This window comes from Sporosarcina sp. P37, assembly GCF_002109365.1.
Taxonomy (GTDB): domain Bacteria; phylum Bacillota; class Bacilli; order Bacillales_A; family Planococcaceae; genus Sporosarcina.
Window position 1 is genome coordinate 2,163,876 of record NZ_CP015349.1, and the last position, 15,054, is coordinate 2,178,929.

15 protein-coding genes are annotated in these 15,054 nt (G+C 40.9%); 11 read left to right on the plus strand and 4 right to left on the minus strand.

The genetic code is table 11. The annotated features are described in order from the left end of the window. Positions 1-123: 123 nt before the first annotated feature. Positions 124-747, plus strand: coding sequence for a DUF3885 domain-containing protein (locus SporoP37_RS11140; protein ID WP_232329747.1), 624 nt, complete (start codon positions 124-126; stop codon positions 745-747). A 141-nt stretch (positions 748-888) separates the two neighbouring features. Further along, complete coding sequence (locus SporoP37_RS11145; RefSeq protein ID WP_085430970.1) at positions 889-1,497, plus strand: CPBP family intramembrane glutamic endopeptidase; 609 nt, start codon at positions 889-891, stop codon at positions 1,495-1,497. Positions 1,498-1,667: 170 nt separating this feature from the next. Here SporoP37_RS11145 and SporoP37_RS11150 read toward each other — a convergent pair whose 3' ends face one another. Next, positions 1,668-2,084, minus strand: a complete 417-nt coding sequence (locus SporoP37_RS11150; protein ID WP_232329748.1) for a DUF1259 domain-containing protein — start codon at positions 2,082-2,084, stop codon at positions 1,668-1,670. Between the two features lie 321 nt (positions 2,085-2,405). Between SporoP37_RS11150 and SporoP37_RS11155 the strand changes: the two genes are divergently transcribed. After that, positions 2,406-3,359 carry a calcium/sodium antiporter gene (locus tag SporoP37_RS11155; RefSeq protein ID WP_085430971.1) on the plus strand — a complete coding sequence of 318 codons (954 nt, stop codon included), beginning with the start codon at positions 2,406-2,408 and terminating at the stop codon, positions 3,357-3,359. 75 nt (positions 3,360-3,434) lie between these two features. Beyond that, entirely contained in the window at positions 3,435-3,704 is a 270-nt protein-coding gene (locus tag SporoP37_RS11160) for a hypothetical protein (RefSeq protein WP_081243719.1), read from the plus strand. A 422-nt stretch (positions 3,705-4,126) separates the two neighbouring features. Here SporoP37_RS11160 and istB read toward each other — a convergent pair whose 3' ends face one another. Then, the gene (gene istB, locus SporoP37_RS11165; protein WP_085430033.1) at positions 4,127-4,852 is read right to left on the minus strand and encodes an IS21-like element helper ATPase IstB; all 726 of its coding nucleotides are present in this window, start codon (positions 4,850-4,852) and stop codon (positions 4,127-4,129) included. Beyond that, positions 4,849-6,267 (minus strand): IS21 family transposase, encoded by a 1,419-nt coding sequence (istA, locus tag SporoP37_RS11170; RefSeq protein WP_335696860.1) that lies wholly within the window; start codon positions 6,265-6,267, stop codon positions 4,849-4,851. The genes istB and istA overlap by 4 nt, the downstream gene beginning before the upstream one ends. A gap of 799 nt (positions 6,268-7,066) precedes the next feature. Here istA and SporoP37_RS16985 point away from each other — a divergent pair. The 3 genes from SporoP37_RS16985 to SporoP37_RS11180 are packed head-to-tail and all read left to right on the plus strand — an operon-like array spanning position 7,067 to position 9,377. Continuing rightward, positions 7,067-7,219 (plus strand): hypothetical protein, encoded by a 153-nt coding sequence (locus SporoP37_RS16985; protein WP_155961338.1) that lies wholly within the window; start codon positions 7,067-7,069, stop codon positions 7,217-7,219. Positions 7,220-7,231: 12 nt separating this feature from the next. Next, positions 7,232-7,699 carry a cytochrome c oxidase subunit II gene (locus tag SporoP37_RS11175; protein ID WP_085430972.1) on the plus strand — a complete coding sequence of 156 codons (468 nt, stop codon included), beginning with the start codon at positions 7,232-7,234 and terminating at the stop codon, positions 7,697-7,699. A gap of 13 nt (positions 7,700-7,712) precedes the next feature. Continuing rightward, on the plus strand, positions 7,713-9,377 hold the full coding sequence (locus SporoP37_RS11180; RefSeq protein ID WP_085430973.1) for a cbb3-type cytochrome c oxidase subunit I: 1,665 nt from the start codon (positions 7,713-7,715) through the stop codon (positions 9,375-9,377). 131 nt (positions 9,378-9,508) lie between these two features. Here SporoP37_RS11180 and SporoP37_RS11185 read toward each other — a convergent pair whose 3' ends face one another. Continuing rightward, positions 9,509-10,288, minus strand: coding sequence for a DeoR/GlpR family DNA-binding transcription regulator (locus SporoP37_RS11185; RefSeq protein WP_085430974.1), 780 nt, complete (start codon positions 10,286-10,288; stop codon positions 9,509-9,511). Positions 10,289-10,732: 444 nt separating this feature from the next. Between SporoP37_RS11185 and glpK the strand changes: the two genes are divergently transcribed. From glpK to SporoP37_RS11205, 4 genes are all read left to right on the plus strand, one after another. After that, entirely contained in the window at positions 10,733-12,241 is a 1,509-nt protein-coding gene (glpK, locus tag SporoP37_RS11190) for a glycerol kinase GlpK (protein ID WP_085430975.1), read from the plus strand. 106 nt (positions 12,242-12,347) lie between these two features. Further along, positions 12,348-13,748 (plus strand): NAD(P)/FAD-dependent oxidoreductase, encoded by a 1,401-nt coding sequence (locus tag SporoP37_RS11195; protein WP_085430976.1) that lies wholly within the window; start codon positions 12,348-12,350, stop codon positions 13,746-13,748. After that, positions 13,748-14,578, plus strand: coding sequence for an FAD-dependent oxidoreductase (locus SporoP37_RS11200; protein WP_085430977.1), 831 nt, complete (start codon positions 13,748-13,750; stop codon positions 14,576-14,578). Before SporoP37_RS11195 ends, SporoP37_RS11200 begins: the two co-directional genes overlap by 1 nt. Before the next feature lie 18 nt (positions 14,579-14,596). Next, positions 14,597-15,043, plus strand: coding sequence for an SRPBCC family protein (locus tag SporoP37_RS11205; RefSeq protein WP_085430978.1), 447 nt, complete (start codon positions 14,597-14,599; stop codon positions 15,041-15,043). The last annotated feature ends 11 nt before the right edge of the window (positions 15,044-15,054 follow it).

The following is a 15,054-nucleotide window of genomic DNA, read 5'->3' on the forward strand; positions in this document are numbered from 1 at the left end:
GGCACGATTGCCGTATATATAATGAAGCCTATAAAGATATAAAGCCAGTTTCTCTGCGAAGACCCGTGCGGTTTTACAGGATTTTTCTAGAAAGAAGGAAGAAACATGACGCTAAATGAGTGTATGATGAATAAATTTCCTGGCCTGAAGCTCGGGTCGCCTCTTTTTTACTCGTGGGATACGAGCTTACGGTTCGAACTTGGAGTGAACGAAAGCTCTGTCAGTATTCATGAAAACCCGCTGTATTTACAAGGGGTATACCGGCGGGCAATTGACTTATTTGAAGCCTTGCATGCTCCTGAGGATGAGCTTTACCTTGTGGTTGATGCGCACGACTTTGGAAAAGGATATGCCCTGGGTCGGAAGCTGAACGTCTTTGCGAAGTATGTAAAAGACCATTCAGTTTTGCGCCGGCTGCAGCACGAGAGCTTGCCATACATCTATCCGGAAGATGATGAAGCCTGGGACTGGCGTACACATCGTTTCAGTTTAAGATGCCGTCGTTCGGATTTCCAGTATGCGTCACTTCTGAAAGCGGTCTGCAACCAAGATATGGGCACACGTCCGAGCATTCACTATCCTGTCTACTTTGTGAATGAAACGAAAGGCACGGTCTTCTATGTCTACGATGACAGGGGCTGTGATCTGCTCGGAGCGGACAAGGAAGCAATACGCTGGGTGTATGAAGAGTGTAACAGCTGGATTTTAGATTATGACCGCGCAGAAATTGATGAGGTGTTCACTTGACTTGGCAAGACAGTCAACTGGCAGCGCTGGTTTTAGATATTGTTGGAAACTAGTAAAAGAATAGAAGCATGGCAATCAGCAGTGATGGTTATATATATTATTTTAGCTTTATTCCAGTCATCTAGAGAGGAAGTCATATGTATGGATCATGTAAAGAACGGATCAGAAAATATAAATCGTGATTTCAAAATCAAAGACGCAGTTTTTGTGTTTTCTTCGTTTACATTCGTTTGTTCTGCTGTAATCTTTGCGCTTGTGATTTATGATGTGCTCACTATTGGAAATATATTTTCTGTAAATAATCCAATAGAATCGATCATGATTGCAGTTATTTCATCTGTTGCTTTATTAGCATTCGGGGTCCTCTTAACCTTTATCATTCCATCGAAACACATTGACGACACCAATAAAACATATCAAGACCATTCATTGTCAGCTATTATTATTTTCATGTTTATAATTGTATTGTTTGAGGAACTGTTATTTAGAGGGATTATTCAAAACCTGCTCTTCGTATTTACAGATCACCAATGGATTGCCATTCTGTCGACGACTTTATTGTTTCTGGCCGCCCATGTCCAATATTTTAAAAAGCCAATTATGTTTTTGAATATCTTCATTCCAGGACTGGTTTTTGGCTGGATATATTTTAAAACAAATAATCTTTTAGTTCCGGTTTTCGTTCATTTCATTTTGAATGTCGGAATGACTATTTTATTTAAATACAAAATAATAAATTTGAAGCAATGATTTTCTATTTAAACTAACGGATGGTTATATAAAAATTCCAGGCAAACTCTTAGTCGATGGGAGTGGTAGGCGGCAACTCCATTGTGTTCACCGCCCGCTCCGCAAAACGCATTCGCCTGGAACAGAAATCAGCGGTTCTTTAAAAAGAACGTGCGCAGATATTATGATGCTTACGATACAGGCAAACTGCTTAATTGTGAGAATGCATACTTCATTTTTTGGGCAAACTGAAGCGGCGGTTCAACTGACTGGGCGTGAACATACATAATTTGTGGCGGATCAGTCACAAGCCAATGATTGTGAACGGCACTTACAATTAGGCCCTGTTGTGTCAATGCATAAACATACGCCGGGATTTCCTCTTGCAAAACCGCTGTTTCAGAAATGTTTAATGCATTACCCTGGTTATCTAAATCTTGAAAGTTGACGCCAACACCTAAAATCGATGAAGCATCTTTGCCCATCATTCTGACACCAAATGTGCGGTGTAATGATACGGAACAACTTCCGTTTTGTATGTTGCTTTTTCCATTTAATATCTTGGCAAAATCATCGCAAATTGAATTAAAATACATGCTGGTTTCCATCGTTTCCCCCTTGGGTTATCCTATGCATACAACTTACAATAGTCCACCGGATAAGCTGTAGTTTTTAAATGTTTGCAGCCGGCATAAATGTGGGGTCAATTAAAATCATCAGTCAAATAGTTGACCACAGCCCTTGAATTACAATGGCCCTTACATGTAAAGGGCAGTTCATAAAACGAAGGGGTGCAGTACCAGCATTGGCAAGCATTGCATGTGCGGGAAGCACCTAATGTCTCAATCATAACAGGGCCTGAGGGGTTCACTCTCAGGCCGTAAGCAAAAGGTTTGAAACTACAATTCCGTGATAGGAGATACAAGCATATGTCATATGTTTTACTGATTGTTGGATTTATATTATTAATAAAAGGGGCCGATTTTTTCGTTGACGGCTCCTCTAATATCGCAAGACTGCTGCGCGTCCCGCCTATTTTAATCGGGCTGACTATTGTTGCGCTTGGAACAAGTTCTCCGGAAGCGACTGTCAGTATTATTGCGGCGTTCGGAGGGAATGCGGATGTTGCTGTAGGTAACGTCGTGGGCAGCAATATTTTTAATATCACCGTTGTAGTTGGATTGGCGGCTTTCCTTTTTCCGCTGAAAGTTCAAAGTGAAACTATCAAGAAAGAAATCCCGTTCACGCTGCTGGCAAGTATTGTCATGCTCGTGCTGATGAGCGATATAGCACTGCAAGGTTTCAGCAGTAATGTACTTACTCGCAGTGACGGGATTATTCTTCTGCTATTCCTATCAATTTTTATGTATTATGTAATTGAACTTGGCCTGAAAAGCCGGCAAAATGCCGTGCCTGTCTCATCCTCACAGAATATCAGCTGGGGGAAGAATATTGTCATTACTTTGTTAGGGCTGATTGCCATCATTTTTGGAGGAGATTTGGTCGTCGATAATGGCACGAAGATCGCTTATTCCCTCGGCATGAGTGAAACATTGGTCGGACTAACAATAATTGCCATTGGAACATCTTTGCCTGAACTCGTAACGTCTATTTCGGCGGCGCTGAAAAAAGAAAGTGAAATTGCTCTGGGGAATATTGTAGGGAGCAATATTTTCAATATCCTGTTTGTATTAGGAGCTTCGTCTGCCATTACGCCGATCGCGGTGAACGAAAAGGTTTTTATCGATGTGGTGATCATGATTGTGTTGACCGTGGTGCTGCTGTTGTTCTCGAGAACTGGTTTCAGGATCGGAAAGCGTGAAGGTGTAATGCTGGCAGCGGCTTACGTAATATATCTGGTGTATATCATTCTGCGTAATTAGTAAGCACTGCCTGTGTAAGCTTGCCGGCTGGAATGCCGAAGTTCCCCGGACTTATTAGTTAAGGGAGGGAATTCAATGTTTATATACTACACGCTTTTCTCTCTGTTTATATTTTTGGTTGTGATCAGTGCTGTTGTCGGCTTTTTATTTCACGAATTAAGTGACAAAATAACATCCTCCAAAATAATAAGCCTGCTGGCAGGAGCGGCTGCATCCGTAATTGCCAGCAGCCTGATAACTAAGCTTTTGCTTTCAGATATTTGGAATCTTTACGCAGCGGCTATAGCAGTAACTCTAGTGTTGTATGTCATTCTGGTCAGATCATTAAATAAACATTATAAGTAGGTTTATTTTCGAAGGCCATTTGGACAGCAGTATCAGCAATTCTTTCCGAATCGAAGAATGAATCAGATTAATAAAGAAATAACTGAAACATAAAGAATTATTTACTCTGTTTAGTAATGCGAGTTTTCCATACAAGATAGTAATAATATTTGTACCTATTTTGAGTATCTGGCCAGTAATGCTTATAGTCCCTCAAAATAGAAAGGGATTATTTGAGCCGTACGTAAGTAAACGGAGACAGTTTCTAATCGGATACCGTGCCATTTACAAAAGATCTATCAGAAAAAAATAATAAAACCATTACATCGTCCCTTTATATAGAGGGGCGATTATTTTTTTGTAAGATCCGTTGTGTTTTGCAAGATAAAAGTGCAGAAGAATGCAAAGTAAAATACATAAGCTTGCCAGCCTTCATTTCAGTATTATTTTTGACGTGATAAAGCGTTTGTTACTCTAAAACTATCTCCCGTAAAATTCAATATATGGGCATGATGTATCACCCGATCTACTAATGCTGCAGTCAATCTAGAATCGCTAAAAACGCGATTCCACTGACTAAATTCCAAGTTTGATGTGATGATTAAACTTTTTTGTTCGTACCAGTCAGAAATCAGCTGAAAGAGGAGTTCTGCCCCTTCCTTATTGAATGGTATGTACCCCATTTCATCCAATATGATAAGGTCTACGTTTTTAAAACGCGCTCTAAACTGCGTTGACTTTCCCTCCTGCCAGGATTTCTCCAATGCTTCTGCTAGATCTGAAACCCGGTAAAATCGTACTTCAAGCCCTCTTTTACACGCATCATAACCAATGGCCGTAGCTAAGTGAGTCTTTCCTGTACCGGGCGCACCGGTTAGAATGACATTCTCTTTGCGCCTGATGAAACTTAACGTACATAATTCTTGCGAATCAATATGAGAGGGAAAATGAATCTGTTCATTCCATTGAAATGCCGAAAGGGACTTCTTTTGCAGAAATCTTGCTTTCTTAATCAATCTCTCGGCTTTCGTTTCTTCCCGTAACTGCAGCTCTTTTTTTAATAAAGCTTCAAGAAATTGAGCAGAATTTTCAAATGGGATATCTGAATAAACATCATGCACGTGCGCTAAGCGCAATGCTTTGCACATGGTCTGTAAATCTTGGGTCATTTCCCCTCACCTTCAATCTGAGGAGCACTCTGAAGCTGATCATACTTGCTCCAATCAATGTTATAGGGATGCGCATCTGGCTCTTTTAACTCGTCCGATTGACCACTTAAGAGTTCGTAGAATTGATTATTGATTTCATTCATTTCATACGTAGCTAAAAGCCCGATAATCCATTGAATACGCTCTTTGCGAATCGAAAGATTAGAGATGTTTAGATATTCAAAGAGTCGACCAGGTAAATAAGCTGAATAACGTGAATAGCTTACTGCCCGTGGTTTACTCAACCATGCTTTCAAGATGGATTGCCAAGGAATCTCGCGATTCTTATGCATATAGGGTCGGTTGTCTTGATATAACGGCTCTCCGTGAGGAGACACCACCTTAAAGCGATCCCAGTACTTCACTACGGATAATTGACTGTAATTATATCCTTTTGGAACATACACCTTCGTTTTATCTAACGTGATTTCTCCATACTTATTCGCTTTTGTTTTCTCCTCTTTGAATACTGGATATTCTTCTTCAGGTAATGCTAAAAGATATTGATGCTCCTCCTCCAGTAACTCTTGTAACGGAACTTGCTTCTTATAGTGAATACGTTGTCGATCTGTCGTTAGTTGCTCTTGCAGTAGCTTTGTCAAGTGGTCTAAGTCCTCTATAACAGGGGCCGGAGTGATAAAGTTATATCGAACATATCCCACCTTATTTTCTACATTTCCTTTTTCGTGACCAGAATATGGATTACAGGCTTGTGGTTCAAATCCATAATGAGTGGCGAACTGTAAAAATTCTTGGGTAAAAGCAGCCTCTTCATTTCTATTCCTTGGTTTCACCACTGCAGTTTTCATGTTATCAATACGGATTGTTCTTGGAATACCACCAAGTTGATCGAAGATAAGTTTCATACCGTGTAAAAGACACTCTTGATTTTCTGCTGGCAATGGGATGGCAAATGCACTGTTACTAAAAGGAAGCGTCATAACCAAACAATGAACATCTCGGTATTTTCCATCCTGCACAGCTTGCATCAATCCGAAATCTAATTGTGCCTCAGCAGGGGGATGGATGAGTCTCTCATAGCTTTTGTCTTTCGTTTCATCCTCCAGGTCTTCTCTTCCTTCACGCCATTCTTGAATATAGTTTGAAACAGTCCGATAGGACCCCTCGAATCCCATCTCTTGCAAGGCCTTAAAAATTCCTTTATTAGTTCTTCTATCTTTTCTTTTAAGCTTCTGATCTTCCCAAAGCCAATCTCCAACAATTTCTCCCCATTTTTCTCTATACATCATTCCCGATCTTTTTCTCTTTGCTTCTTTAGGTAATAGATCACCATCAGCATACTTTTTAGCAGTTCTCCAATTAATTCCTAAGGTTTTAGATATCTTGTTGATAGATAATGATTTCTGATTTCTCATTAGTTTGATACAATTAATTTCAGGCATTGTCAGCATTCCTTTCAACCTCCACTGGTTTTGATTCGACACCAATACAGTAGAGAAGTTTGAAGAGGCTGGCAAGCCTTTTTTTATTGAAACTTACGTTGCAATGTTATGTACTTTTTCATTTCAAAACTATGTACTTCTATTTTGCACTAAACATCCGTAAACTGATTGCCGACAGTCCTTTGTGATGGTTGTGATGTTGCAGCACCCATACAATTACTTTGCTGAGCAGACTTTTATTCTTGACGTACATCAAGGTTTAAGTCCACTGGATGTTTCATACTATAGTTAAAGGTTAGATATACAGTAAATAGTCCTTGTCAAATGACGTTAGTGAAAATCTATTCCTTTCTCCGTTTTTTGGATAGGACATTGCTATCGCCAATGATTTAGATTGCACAGATAAAAGTCTGGATGATAATAATAAATTGGATGAATTACGTTTGATAGCACCCAGCTGCCTGACTAGTAATCTGAAAATTAAAATTAGATAGGTAAAAAGAACTCAGTAAAGTTCATACCCAGCAAAATACGCACATCATTCGAAGGAAAGTTTATTGGTACAGGTTAAATGCAGTAAAACATTGCCAACCCGAATAAATCTTTTATGCCTCGGCAGCGGGCAAAACATCATCCTATTTATTAAAACAGAAAACTTCATATAGTAACTGGGTTTTCATCTGTCTGATAATAACTCATTCATTCAATTGATTACGGTTACAATGACTTACTATACATTTTCATTAAAGACTTATCTAAAGGGGGGGACAAAATGAAAAATTCACCAACTAAACAAGTGAACAATGAAGAGACAGTGGATGAGAAGTCATTCAGGAACGCGATGTATGCTTCCATCCTATTCGTTGGAGGGGGTATCGCATTTTTTTGGCTAATATTATTCATCATTTTTTCAGTAAGACTATAGGGAGGGAATCAAATGAAGATGCATCGATATGAAAAGATCTGGCTTTTCTTGGCTGCTTCCATGCTGGTTATTGCAGTAGTGTATAGCGGAGTACAAACCTTTGCATTAGGTCAGGGACCGCCAAGTGGTGTAGGTATGATTGACCCGGAAAAAGTTGAGGAAACAGCGCCGTTTGATAATCCGGGGATTTCTAAAATCGGTGAGAATGAATATGAAGTTGTCATGATATTACGCGCATTCTCATTCGAGCCGAATGCAATTGAAATACCTGCTGGTGCAACCGTACATTTTAAAATGACTTCTACTGATGTAATGCATGGTTTTCAAGTTATTGGAACAAATTTAAACGCGATGATCATGCCTGGTCATATTCAAGAAGCGAAACAGAAATTTACGAAGCCCGGTGAGTATTTAGTAATATGTAATGAATACTGCGGCGTAGGTCACCAATTAATGAGTATGACAATTACAGTTAAATAGGGAGGTGAATGAAATGGAAACAACAGAAAAGAAATTCCGTAAACTATCAGGCGGAAACAAGCTGGATTCACGTCTTACATTAACGTATTTCTCAATCGCTTTTGTCACTTTGTTTATCGGCGGACTTCTCGGTCTGCTTCAAGGACTTAACCGTGCCGGATTACTTGAACTGCCGGCAAACTTTAACTACTACCAGGTCTTAACCGCGCATGGTATTCTATTAGTTTTAGTGTTCTCCGTGTTATTTGTAATCGCTTATTTTTACTCAGTGCTTTCTCATACAATGGACGATTTATTTCCTGTCGTTAGAAAGATGGGATGGATTGCTCTCGTTACAATGCTAATAGGGGTAGTTTTTGTAGTTACTACAATCGTAATGGGCAAGGCATCTGTTATGTATACATTTTATCCGCCTATGAAGGCATCGCCATGGTTCTATGTCGGTTTATTCATTGTTGTTGCTGGCATATGGATGGCGGCTTTTGGCGGGTTTATTCAAATAGCCAAGTGGAGAAAGAGAAACCGCGGCGAACATATACCATTACTGGCATTCTTTGCAATGGGAGTTTTCACACTTCTCTTTTTTGGAAGTCTTGGTGTAACAGCAGAAGTGTTAATGCTTATACCTTGGGCGTTTGGCTGGACAGAAAAAATCAATGTAATGCTCAGCAGAACTTTATTTTGGAGCTTCGGCCATACATTCGTAAACATATGGTACTTAACGGCAGTTTCTTTATGGTATGTAGTTGTACCAAAAGTGATTGGCGGGAGATTATTCAGTGATACGTTAACAAGGGTAGTAGTTATACTGCTGGTTGTTTCTAACATTCCAGGCGGCTTTCACCACCAAATTGTCGACCCGGGAATGTCAGAAGGGATTAAATTGACACATGCACTGATGAGTATGGTCATCGGCTTCCCTTCCTTAATGACAGCATTTGCTATGTTCTTCGTATTCGCCCGCGTCGGCAGGAAGAAGGGCGCAAATGGGGTGTTTGGCTGGATTGCAAAAATGCCTTGGGGAGATGTGCGTTTCCTGGCGCCTATGATCGCGATGATTTTCTTCATCCCGGGGGGAGCAGGAGGAATTGCTCAAAATGCGAACCAGTTGAATCAAGTCGTTCATAATACGTTGTGGGTTGTAGGTCATTTTCATATAACAGTTGGCGTAACAGCTGTGTTAACCTTCTTTGGTGCAATGTATTGGCTGATACCTTATTTGTCAAAGCGGACACTTACGCCGGCAATGAATAAGTTAGGCGTTATTCAAACACTCATATGGACTCTGGGAATGCTTTTCATGGCCGGTGGTATGCATACGGTTGGTCTTCTGGGTGCGCCAAGAAGAACGTCTTATACGACATACGGTGATAGTGCTGTTGCTGCAAGCTGGGACCCATATTTACTTTTGTTGGCGGTGGGAGGAACACTGTTAACGATAGGTCTCGTGCTGATCGTCTATATTGTCTTCAATTTAATGTTCTTTGCGCCAAAAGGAGATACAGAGTTTCCTATTGCGGAAGGTGAAGATAATGCCAGTGATACACCGAAATGGACTGAACGCTGGAGTTTGTGGATCGCAATTATGCTGTTCATTGTCGCGTTCGGATATGTAATCCCGTTGATTGACATGATAGGAAATGCACCGCCGGGATCAGCGCCATTTATTACATGGTAGGCGCTGTAAGTATCGGGCGTCTGCCGCTTCTCTAATCCGGGCCATGGCGTGAAATAAAAAGAATAGGTCCCGCCATCTCAATGATTGGCGGGACTTTTTGATGTGTATAGATATGATACAGGGGAGGGGAATTACTTTACTTCCGACGGATCCGTATAACCTATTACTTTTATGCCTTTATCGATATACAATTGTGCAGTTTTATGGCTTAATTGATTATCCGTAACCATGACATCTATTTGACTGGTCGGGCATACTTTCACAAATGCCTTTTTGCCGAATTTACTGTGATCAGATACTGCAATCACTAACCTTCCGCTCTCGATCATCGCTCTTCTTACCCGGGCTTCTTCAAGATGATAGTCAGAAATCATGTCAGCAGTTATACCGCCTGCGCCAATTATCGTTTTATCCACCGTGAAGTTTTGAATTAATTGTTCAGAAATAGAGCCTGATAAGCTTAATTCGTTCGGACGTAAAATCCCTCCAAGCAATATGACCCTAAATGTCGGTACGTCCACTAACTCTTCCGCTATCACCATACTATTTGTGATGATCGTTAAATTTTTCTTTTCTTTTAAATGGCGGGCAACTTCTAAAGTCGTTGTTCCCAGGTCAATCATCAGACTGTCTCCATCTTCCACAAGCTTTGCTGTCTCTTTTCCAATATGACTCTTTTCTCTAGTGTACTCTGTGTATCTCTTTGTATACGAAGGTTCCAAAGCAGGCTCTTCTTTCAGTATTGCTCCGCCGTAGATCCGCTTTAACTTGTTTTTTTGCTCTAAATATTCCAGATCTCTTCTAATGGTCTCTATGGACACCTCAAATTTTTTGCATAGCTCAGAAACTTTTACAATTTTATTTTCATGTAAAAGGTCGATAATGATTTCATATCTCTCTTGTGCTAACAATGTAGAACCTCCATTTATTTGTAGTGTGTTGGCCGCATAATTTACTGTTCATCATTTCTTGTAATGGCTGCGTATGGATGGTCGTCTTTGTGGGCAAAGAAAGACTTTCATCCGTTATGTGCATTCAGTAAAATTCCTCCATCTAATTTTATCACAATAGGATCTTGGGATTCTCAAATAACTGCGGCAATCATTTACTTTAGATCTGACTGTAAAGCTGTAACTCTTTTCATAAATTATTGCTATCGCTGACTAATCCTCCCAGATTCTTACTCTTGAAAAAATAATAAATACAGCGGAATATACTGTACAATTGAAGTTGTCACATTTTATTGAATTGTAACCGCTTTATACTCTTTTTAATGGAAATATATACAACACACCACATAATACTAGCAAAAAACTACAGAAATGGTATTTGAACAGTAGATGAGGTGGAAAGAAATGAAGGCGAAACCATCAAATAAATTTTTCATGGGTATTGACCAGGGGACAACGGGTACCACCACGCTCATCTTAAATGATGACTGGGAAGTGCATTCACAAGGTTATATTGAACACACGCAGTTGTACCCCCAGCCTGGATGGGTCGAGCACGATGCTTTAGAGATATGGGATAAAACAAAGATGTCCATAAACCTGGCATTGAAAAATGGGGATTTGAAAATAGATGATGTCATTTCACTAGGCATCGCGAATCAAGGGGAAACAGTAGTAGTTTGGGATAAAAAGACGGGGATACCTGTCTATAATGCGATCGTCTGGCAGGATAAAAGAACGGCGAAAGAAGCAGATGAAGTGAAAGAAACGTGGGGGGAGATAATAAAAAGCAAAACTGGTCTCTCAGTGGACTCTTACTATTCAGCACTCAAAATAAAATGGATTTTAGATCATGTGGAAGGCGCAAGAGAAAAGGCAGAAGCAGGACAATTGGCAGCTGGTACGCTGGATACATGGCTTATTTGGAAGATGACAAATAAAGAACTGCATATTACAGACCATTCGACAGCCTCAAGGACAATGCTCATGAATATCGCTGGCGGCTGCTGGGATGACGAGATTTTGGAGATACTGACTATACCCAAATCCATGATGGCGGAAATTAGGTCTTCCAGTGAGCTGTACGGCAAGACTGATCCAACAAGTTTTTTAGGCGCGAACCTTTCAATTAGCGGAAGTATTGTCGACCAGCAGGCCGCGCTCTTCGGTCAGGCATGTTTTAGCGCTGGTGACAGTAAAACGACTTACGGCACAGGATGCTTTATGTTAATGAATACGGGAGAGAAGGCAACTGAGTCAAAAAGCGGATTAATCAATACAGTTGCCTGGTCAATAGAAAATAACGTCTCATTTGCCTTAGACGGAGGCATTTACATCGCAGGCGCAGCGATTCAGTGGTTAAAAGATGGAATAGGTTTTATAAAAACTGCTGAAGAAACAGATCCATTGGCACGCTCTGTTCCAGATACAGGCGGTGTGTATTTCGTGCCCGCTTTTGTGGGGTTGGCATCCCCTCATTGGGATCAATATGCCCGCGGGACGATCGTCGGTATTACAGGCGGGACCACGAGAGCACATATTGTCAGGGCGGCGTTAGAAAGCATCGCATATCAGGTGAAAGAAAATATGGATGCAATGGAAAAGGAAACAGGGATTACCATTCAATCCATGAGAGTAGACGGCGGCTTGGTTTCCAACGAATTTCTCATGCAATTTCAGGCGGATATATTGGGAATACCGATTGAGGTGCCAAAAATAACAGAAACAACGGCACTGGGAGCGGCTTATTTAGCCGCATTGGCAATCGGGGAGTTTCGTAGCGTACATGAAATCGCCTCCAAATGGAAGGTAAGTAAAACATACACACCGCAAATGACAAAAGAAAAAAGAGAATTATTAATGAGCAATTGGAGCAGAGCTGTAGAAAGATCAAGGAATTGGGCTGTAAATTGACGTTCATTAAAGCTTTCTGTGGATTTATAATAGTTCGACTTGTACTTTTGTTGATTGTATACTAACTTACATTACTTATTACTTTGTGTGAAAGGTGTACAGATTAATGCAAAATACAATCAAAGACGTCGTGGTTATTGGTGGCGGAGTCGTTGGAACTGCTATTTTAAGAAGCCTCTCACTTTACGACTTGTCAATCTGCTTAATAGAAAAACAGCCGGATATTTGCGAAGGGGCAAGTAAAGCAAACAGCGGCATTGTTCATACAGGTTTTGATGCGCCTCCCGGTTCATTGGAGGCAGAATGTTTAAAACGGTCACGTGAATTATGGCCGGATTACGCGGAGCAATTAAAAATCCCATATATTCCTTGCGGGGCGCTCATGATTGCAACGAGCGACGAAGAAAGAATGATCATTGAAAGCACGTATATACCAAACGCAGAAAAAAACGGTGCGGAGGTAGAATGGCTGAACAGAGAAGAAGTTCTGGAAATGAATCCGGCCGTTACAGATCAAACGGTTGGTGCTCTTTCCATTCCAGGCGAGTCAATCTGCGATCCATTTACTGCAACCCGTGCATATGCGGAATTAGCTGTATTAAACGGGGCCGAATTGCTTCTCGGAAATGGTGTCCTCGATATTAAAGAATCGAATGACGGCTTTGTCATTGTGCTGGAAAACGGTCAAGAAGTTACTGCAAAATATATTGTGAACGCAGCGGGGATAAAATCGGACGAGATCAGTCGGATGATTGGTGATGAAAGCTATACTTTGTCGCCGAGAAAAGGACAATTCATTTTGACAGAAGAAGAAATTCAGATTTCGCAAGTTATTTTGCCTGTTCCTACAGCTAAATCAAAGGGAACTTTGATCTCACCTGTTGTATTCGGCGGCTTCTTGCTCGGTCCGACGGCAGAAGATCAGCTGGGTAAGGAAGATAATTCAACCAGCGCTGAAGGAATTGAACAAGTCTTGACCGGCTGTGCAAAGTTAATACCGGAAGCGAGAGAATATAAAAGTCTTCGTCAATTTGCGGGAGTCAGATCTGTCTGCAGCACAGGAGAATATGTAATTGAATCATCAGAGAAAAATAAGTGCTTTATTCATGCCGCCGGAATACGTTCCACAGGATTATCCGCTTCTCCAGGAATTGCTGAAGTGGTAGTAGAACGGCTTGAAAAAGCAGGACTGCAACTGCAGGAAAATAAGAACGCAAAAATCTCGGTTGACAACTTATTTGACGATTCGGAAGAAAACACAGGCGAAATTATTTGTCTTTGCAGAACTATTACGAAAAGCGAAATTACAAATGCATTACATGGTCCAGTTCCGCCGACAACGATTGACGGCGTAAAAAGAAGAACGGGCGCAACTTTGGGTGAATGCCAAGGGAACTGCTGTATCCCGCGAATAATAGATTTATTATCAGAGAATCAAACGCTTGATGAAATTCCTCTAAAAGGTCTGCAAAACTCCCGGCTTGGCGTTAAAGGAGGGACTTTGTGATGAAATATGAACATGTCATTATAGGTGCAGGTATAACAGGCATGAAAGTTATGTTGGCTGCCCAAAAGCTTGGATTGAAAAATGTGCTGCTGGTCGATCATAACCCGAAACTGGGCGGTTTCAACAGCGCAATTTATCAGGAAAAGGGCTTTGAAAAAGAACGGTCTTTAATCAGTGAATGCAATGATACTCCTTATGAAATATGGACAAACTCTACAGTAATCGGGCTGTTTGAGTCATCAGATGATAGTTCTCATGAAATCAATATTCAAACGCCGGACGGCACGAAAGATATTAAAGCCGCTTATATTTACATTTGCTCCGGCAGTTTGGCAAAACCGAGGGAAGCCCACAAAATTGGCGGAACGAGGCCAGCTGGTGTCATGACGTCTAATATGGCTGCCGGGTTATTGGACAGAGATATACTGCCTAGAAACCAAGTGGCAGTTTATGTAAACAGCAAGGAAACGCTGGCTTTGGCAGAAGTGCTGGCTGCTAAAGGGGTTGCTGTACAACAAATAAATGCCGATCAGCACTTGATTCACATGATTTACGGGAAAAACCATTTGGAAAAAATCGATATAATCCATAAGGAAAATAAAGAACTGCAGACAATAGAATGCGACAGTCTGATCTTTAGCGAGGGACTGATTCCGGCTACTTTTTATTTAAGAGGAACGGGAATTGAATTGAACGAAGACCACTTTGTTAAAACAGGCGTGGATGGTACGACCAATGTAAAAAACATACTGGCGTTCGGTACTTGTACCGTTCAGCCAGACGCCCAGGAATCCGAAATTGAAAAGAGCATCAAACAAATATTGCAATAAGTTAGGCGAGGGTAAATCATGAAGATGACAGATTCATTTACTATTTCAGCTCCCAAAGAAAATGTATGGGAAGTATTTATGGATGTAGAAAAGTTAGCCGGCTGCCTGCCTGGTTGTGAAGGGTTAGTAGCCTTCAGTGATAAAGAGTATGAAGCAGACATGGTCGTCAAAACGATGTTTATGACCATCAAGTTTAAAGTGAATGGCATTCTCAAAGATTCGGTTGAAGGCGAAGAGATGAATGTGGAAATGGTCGGTAAACCGATGAAATTGGCTGGTTTGTTTAAAACGAAAATGAATATAACGCTTGATGAAGTTGGAGATACTGAGACGAAAATCACGTATGCAATGGACTTGCAAATGACGGGCCGGCTGGCAACGCTTGGGGATGTACTGATGAAAGGTACAATCAAAAAGTCAGCCAATGAATTTGCCGAAAACGTCCAGACTTTATTTGCAGGCTGAGCAAGATCATT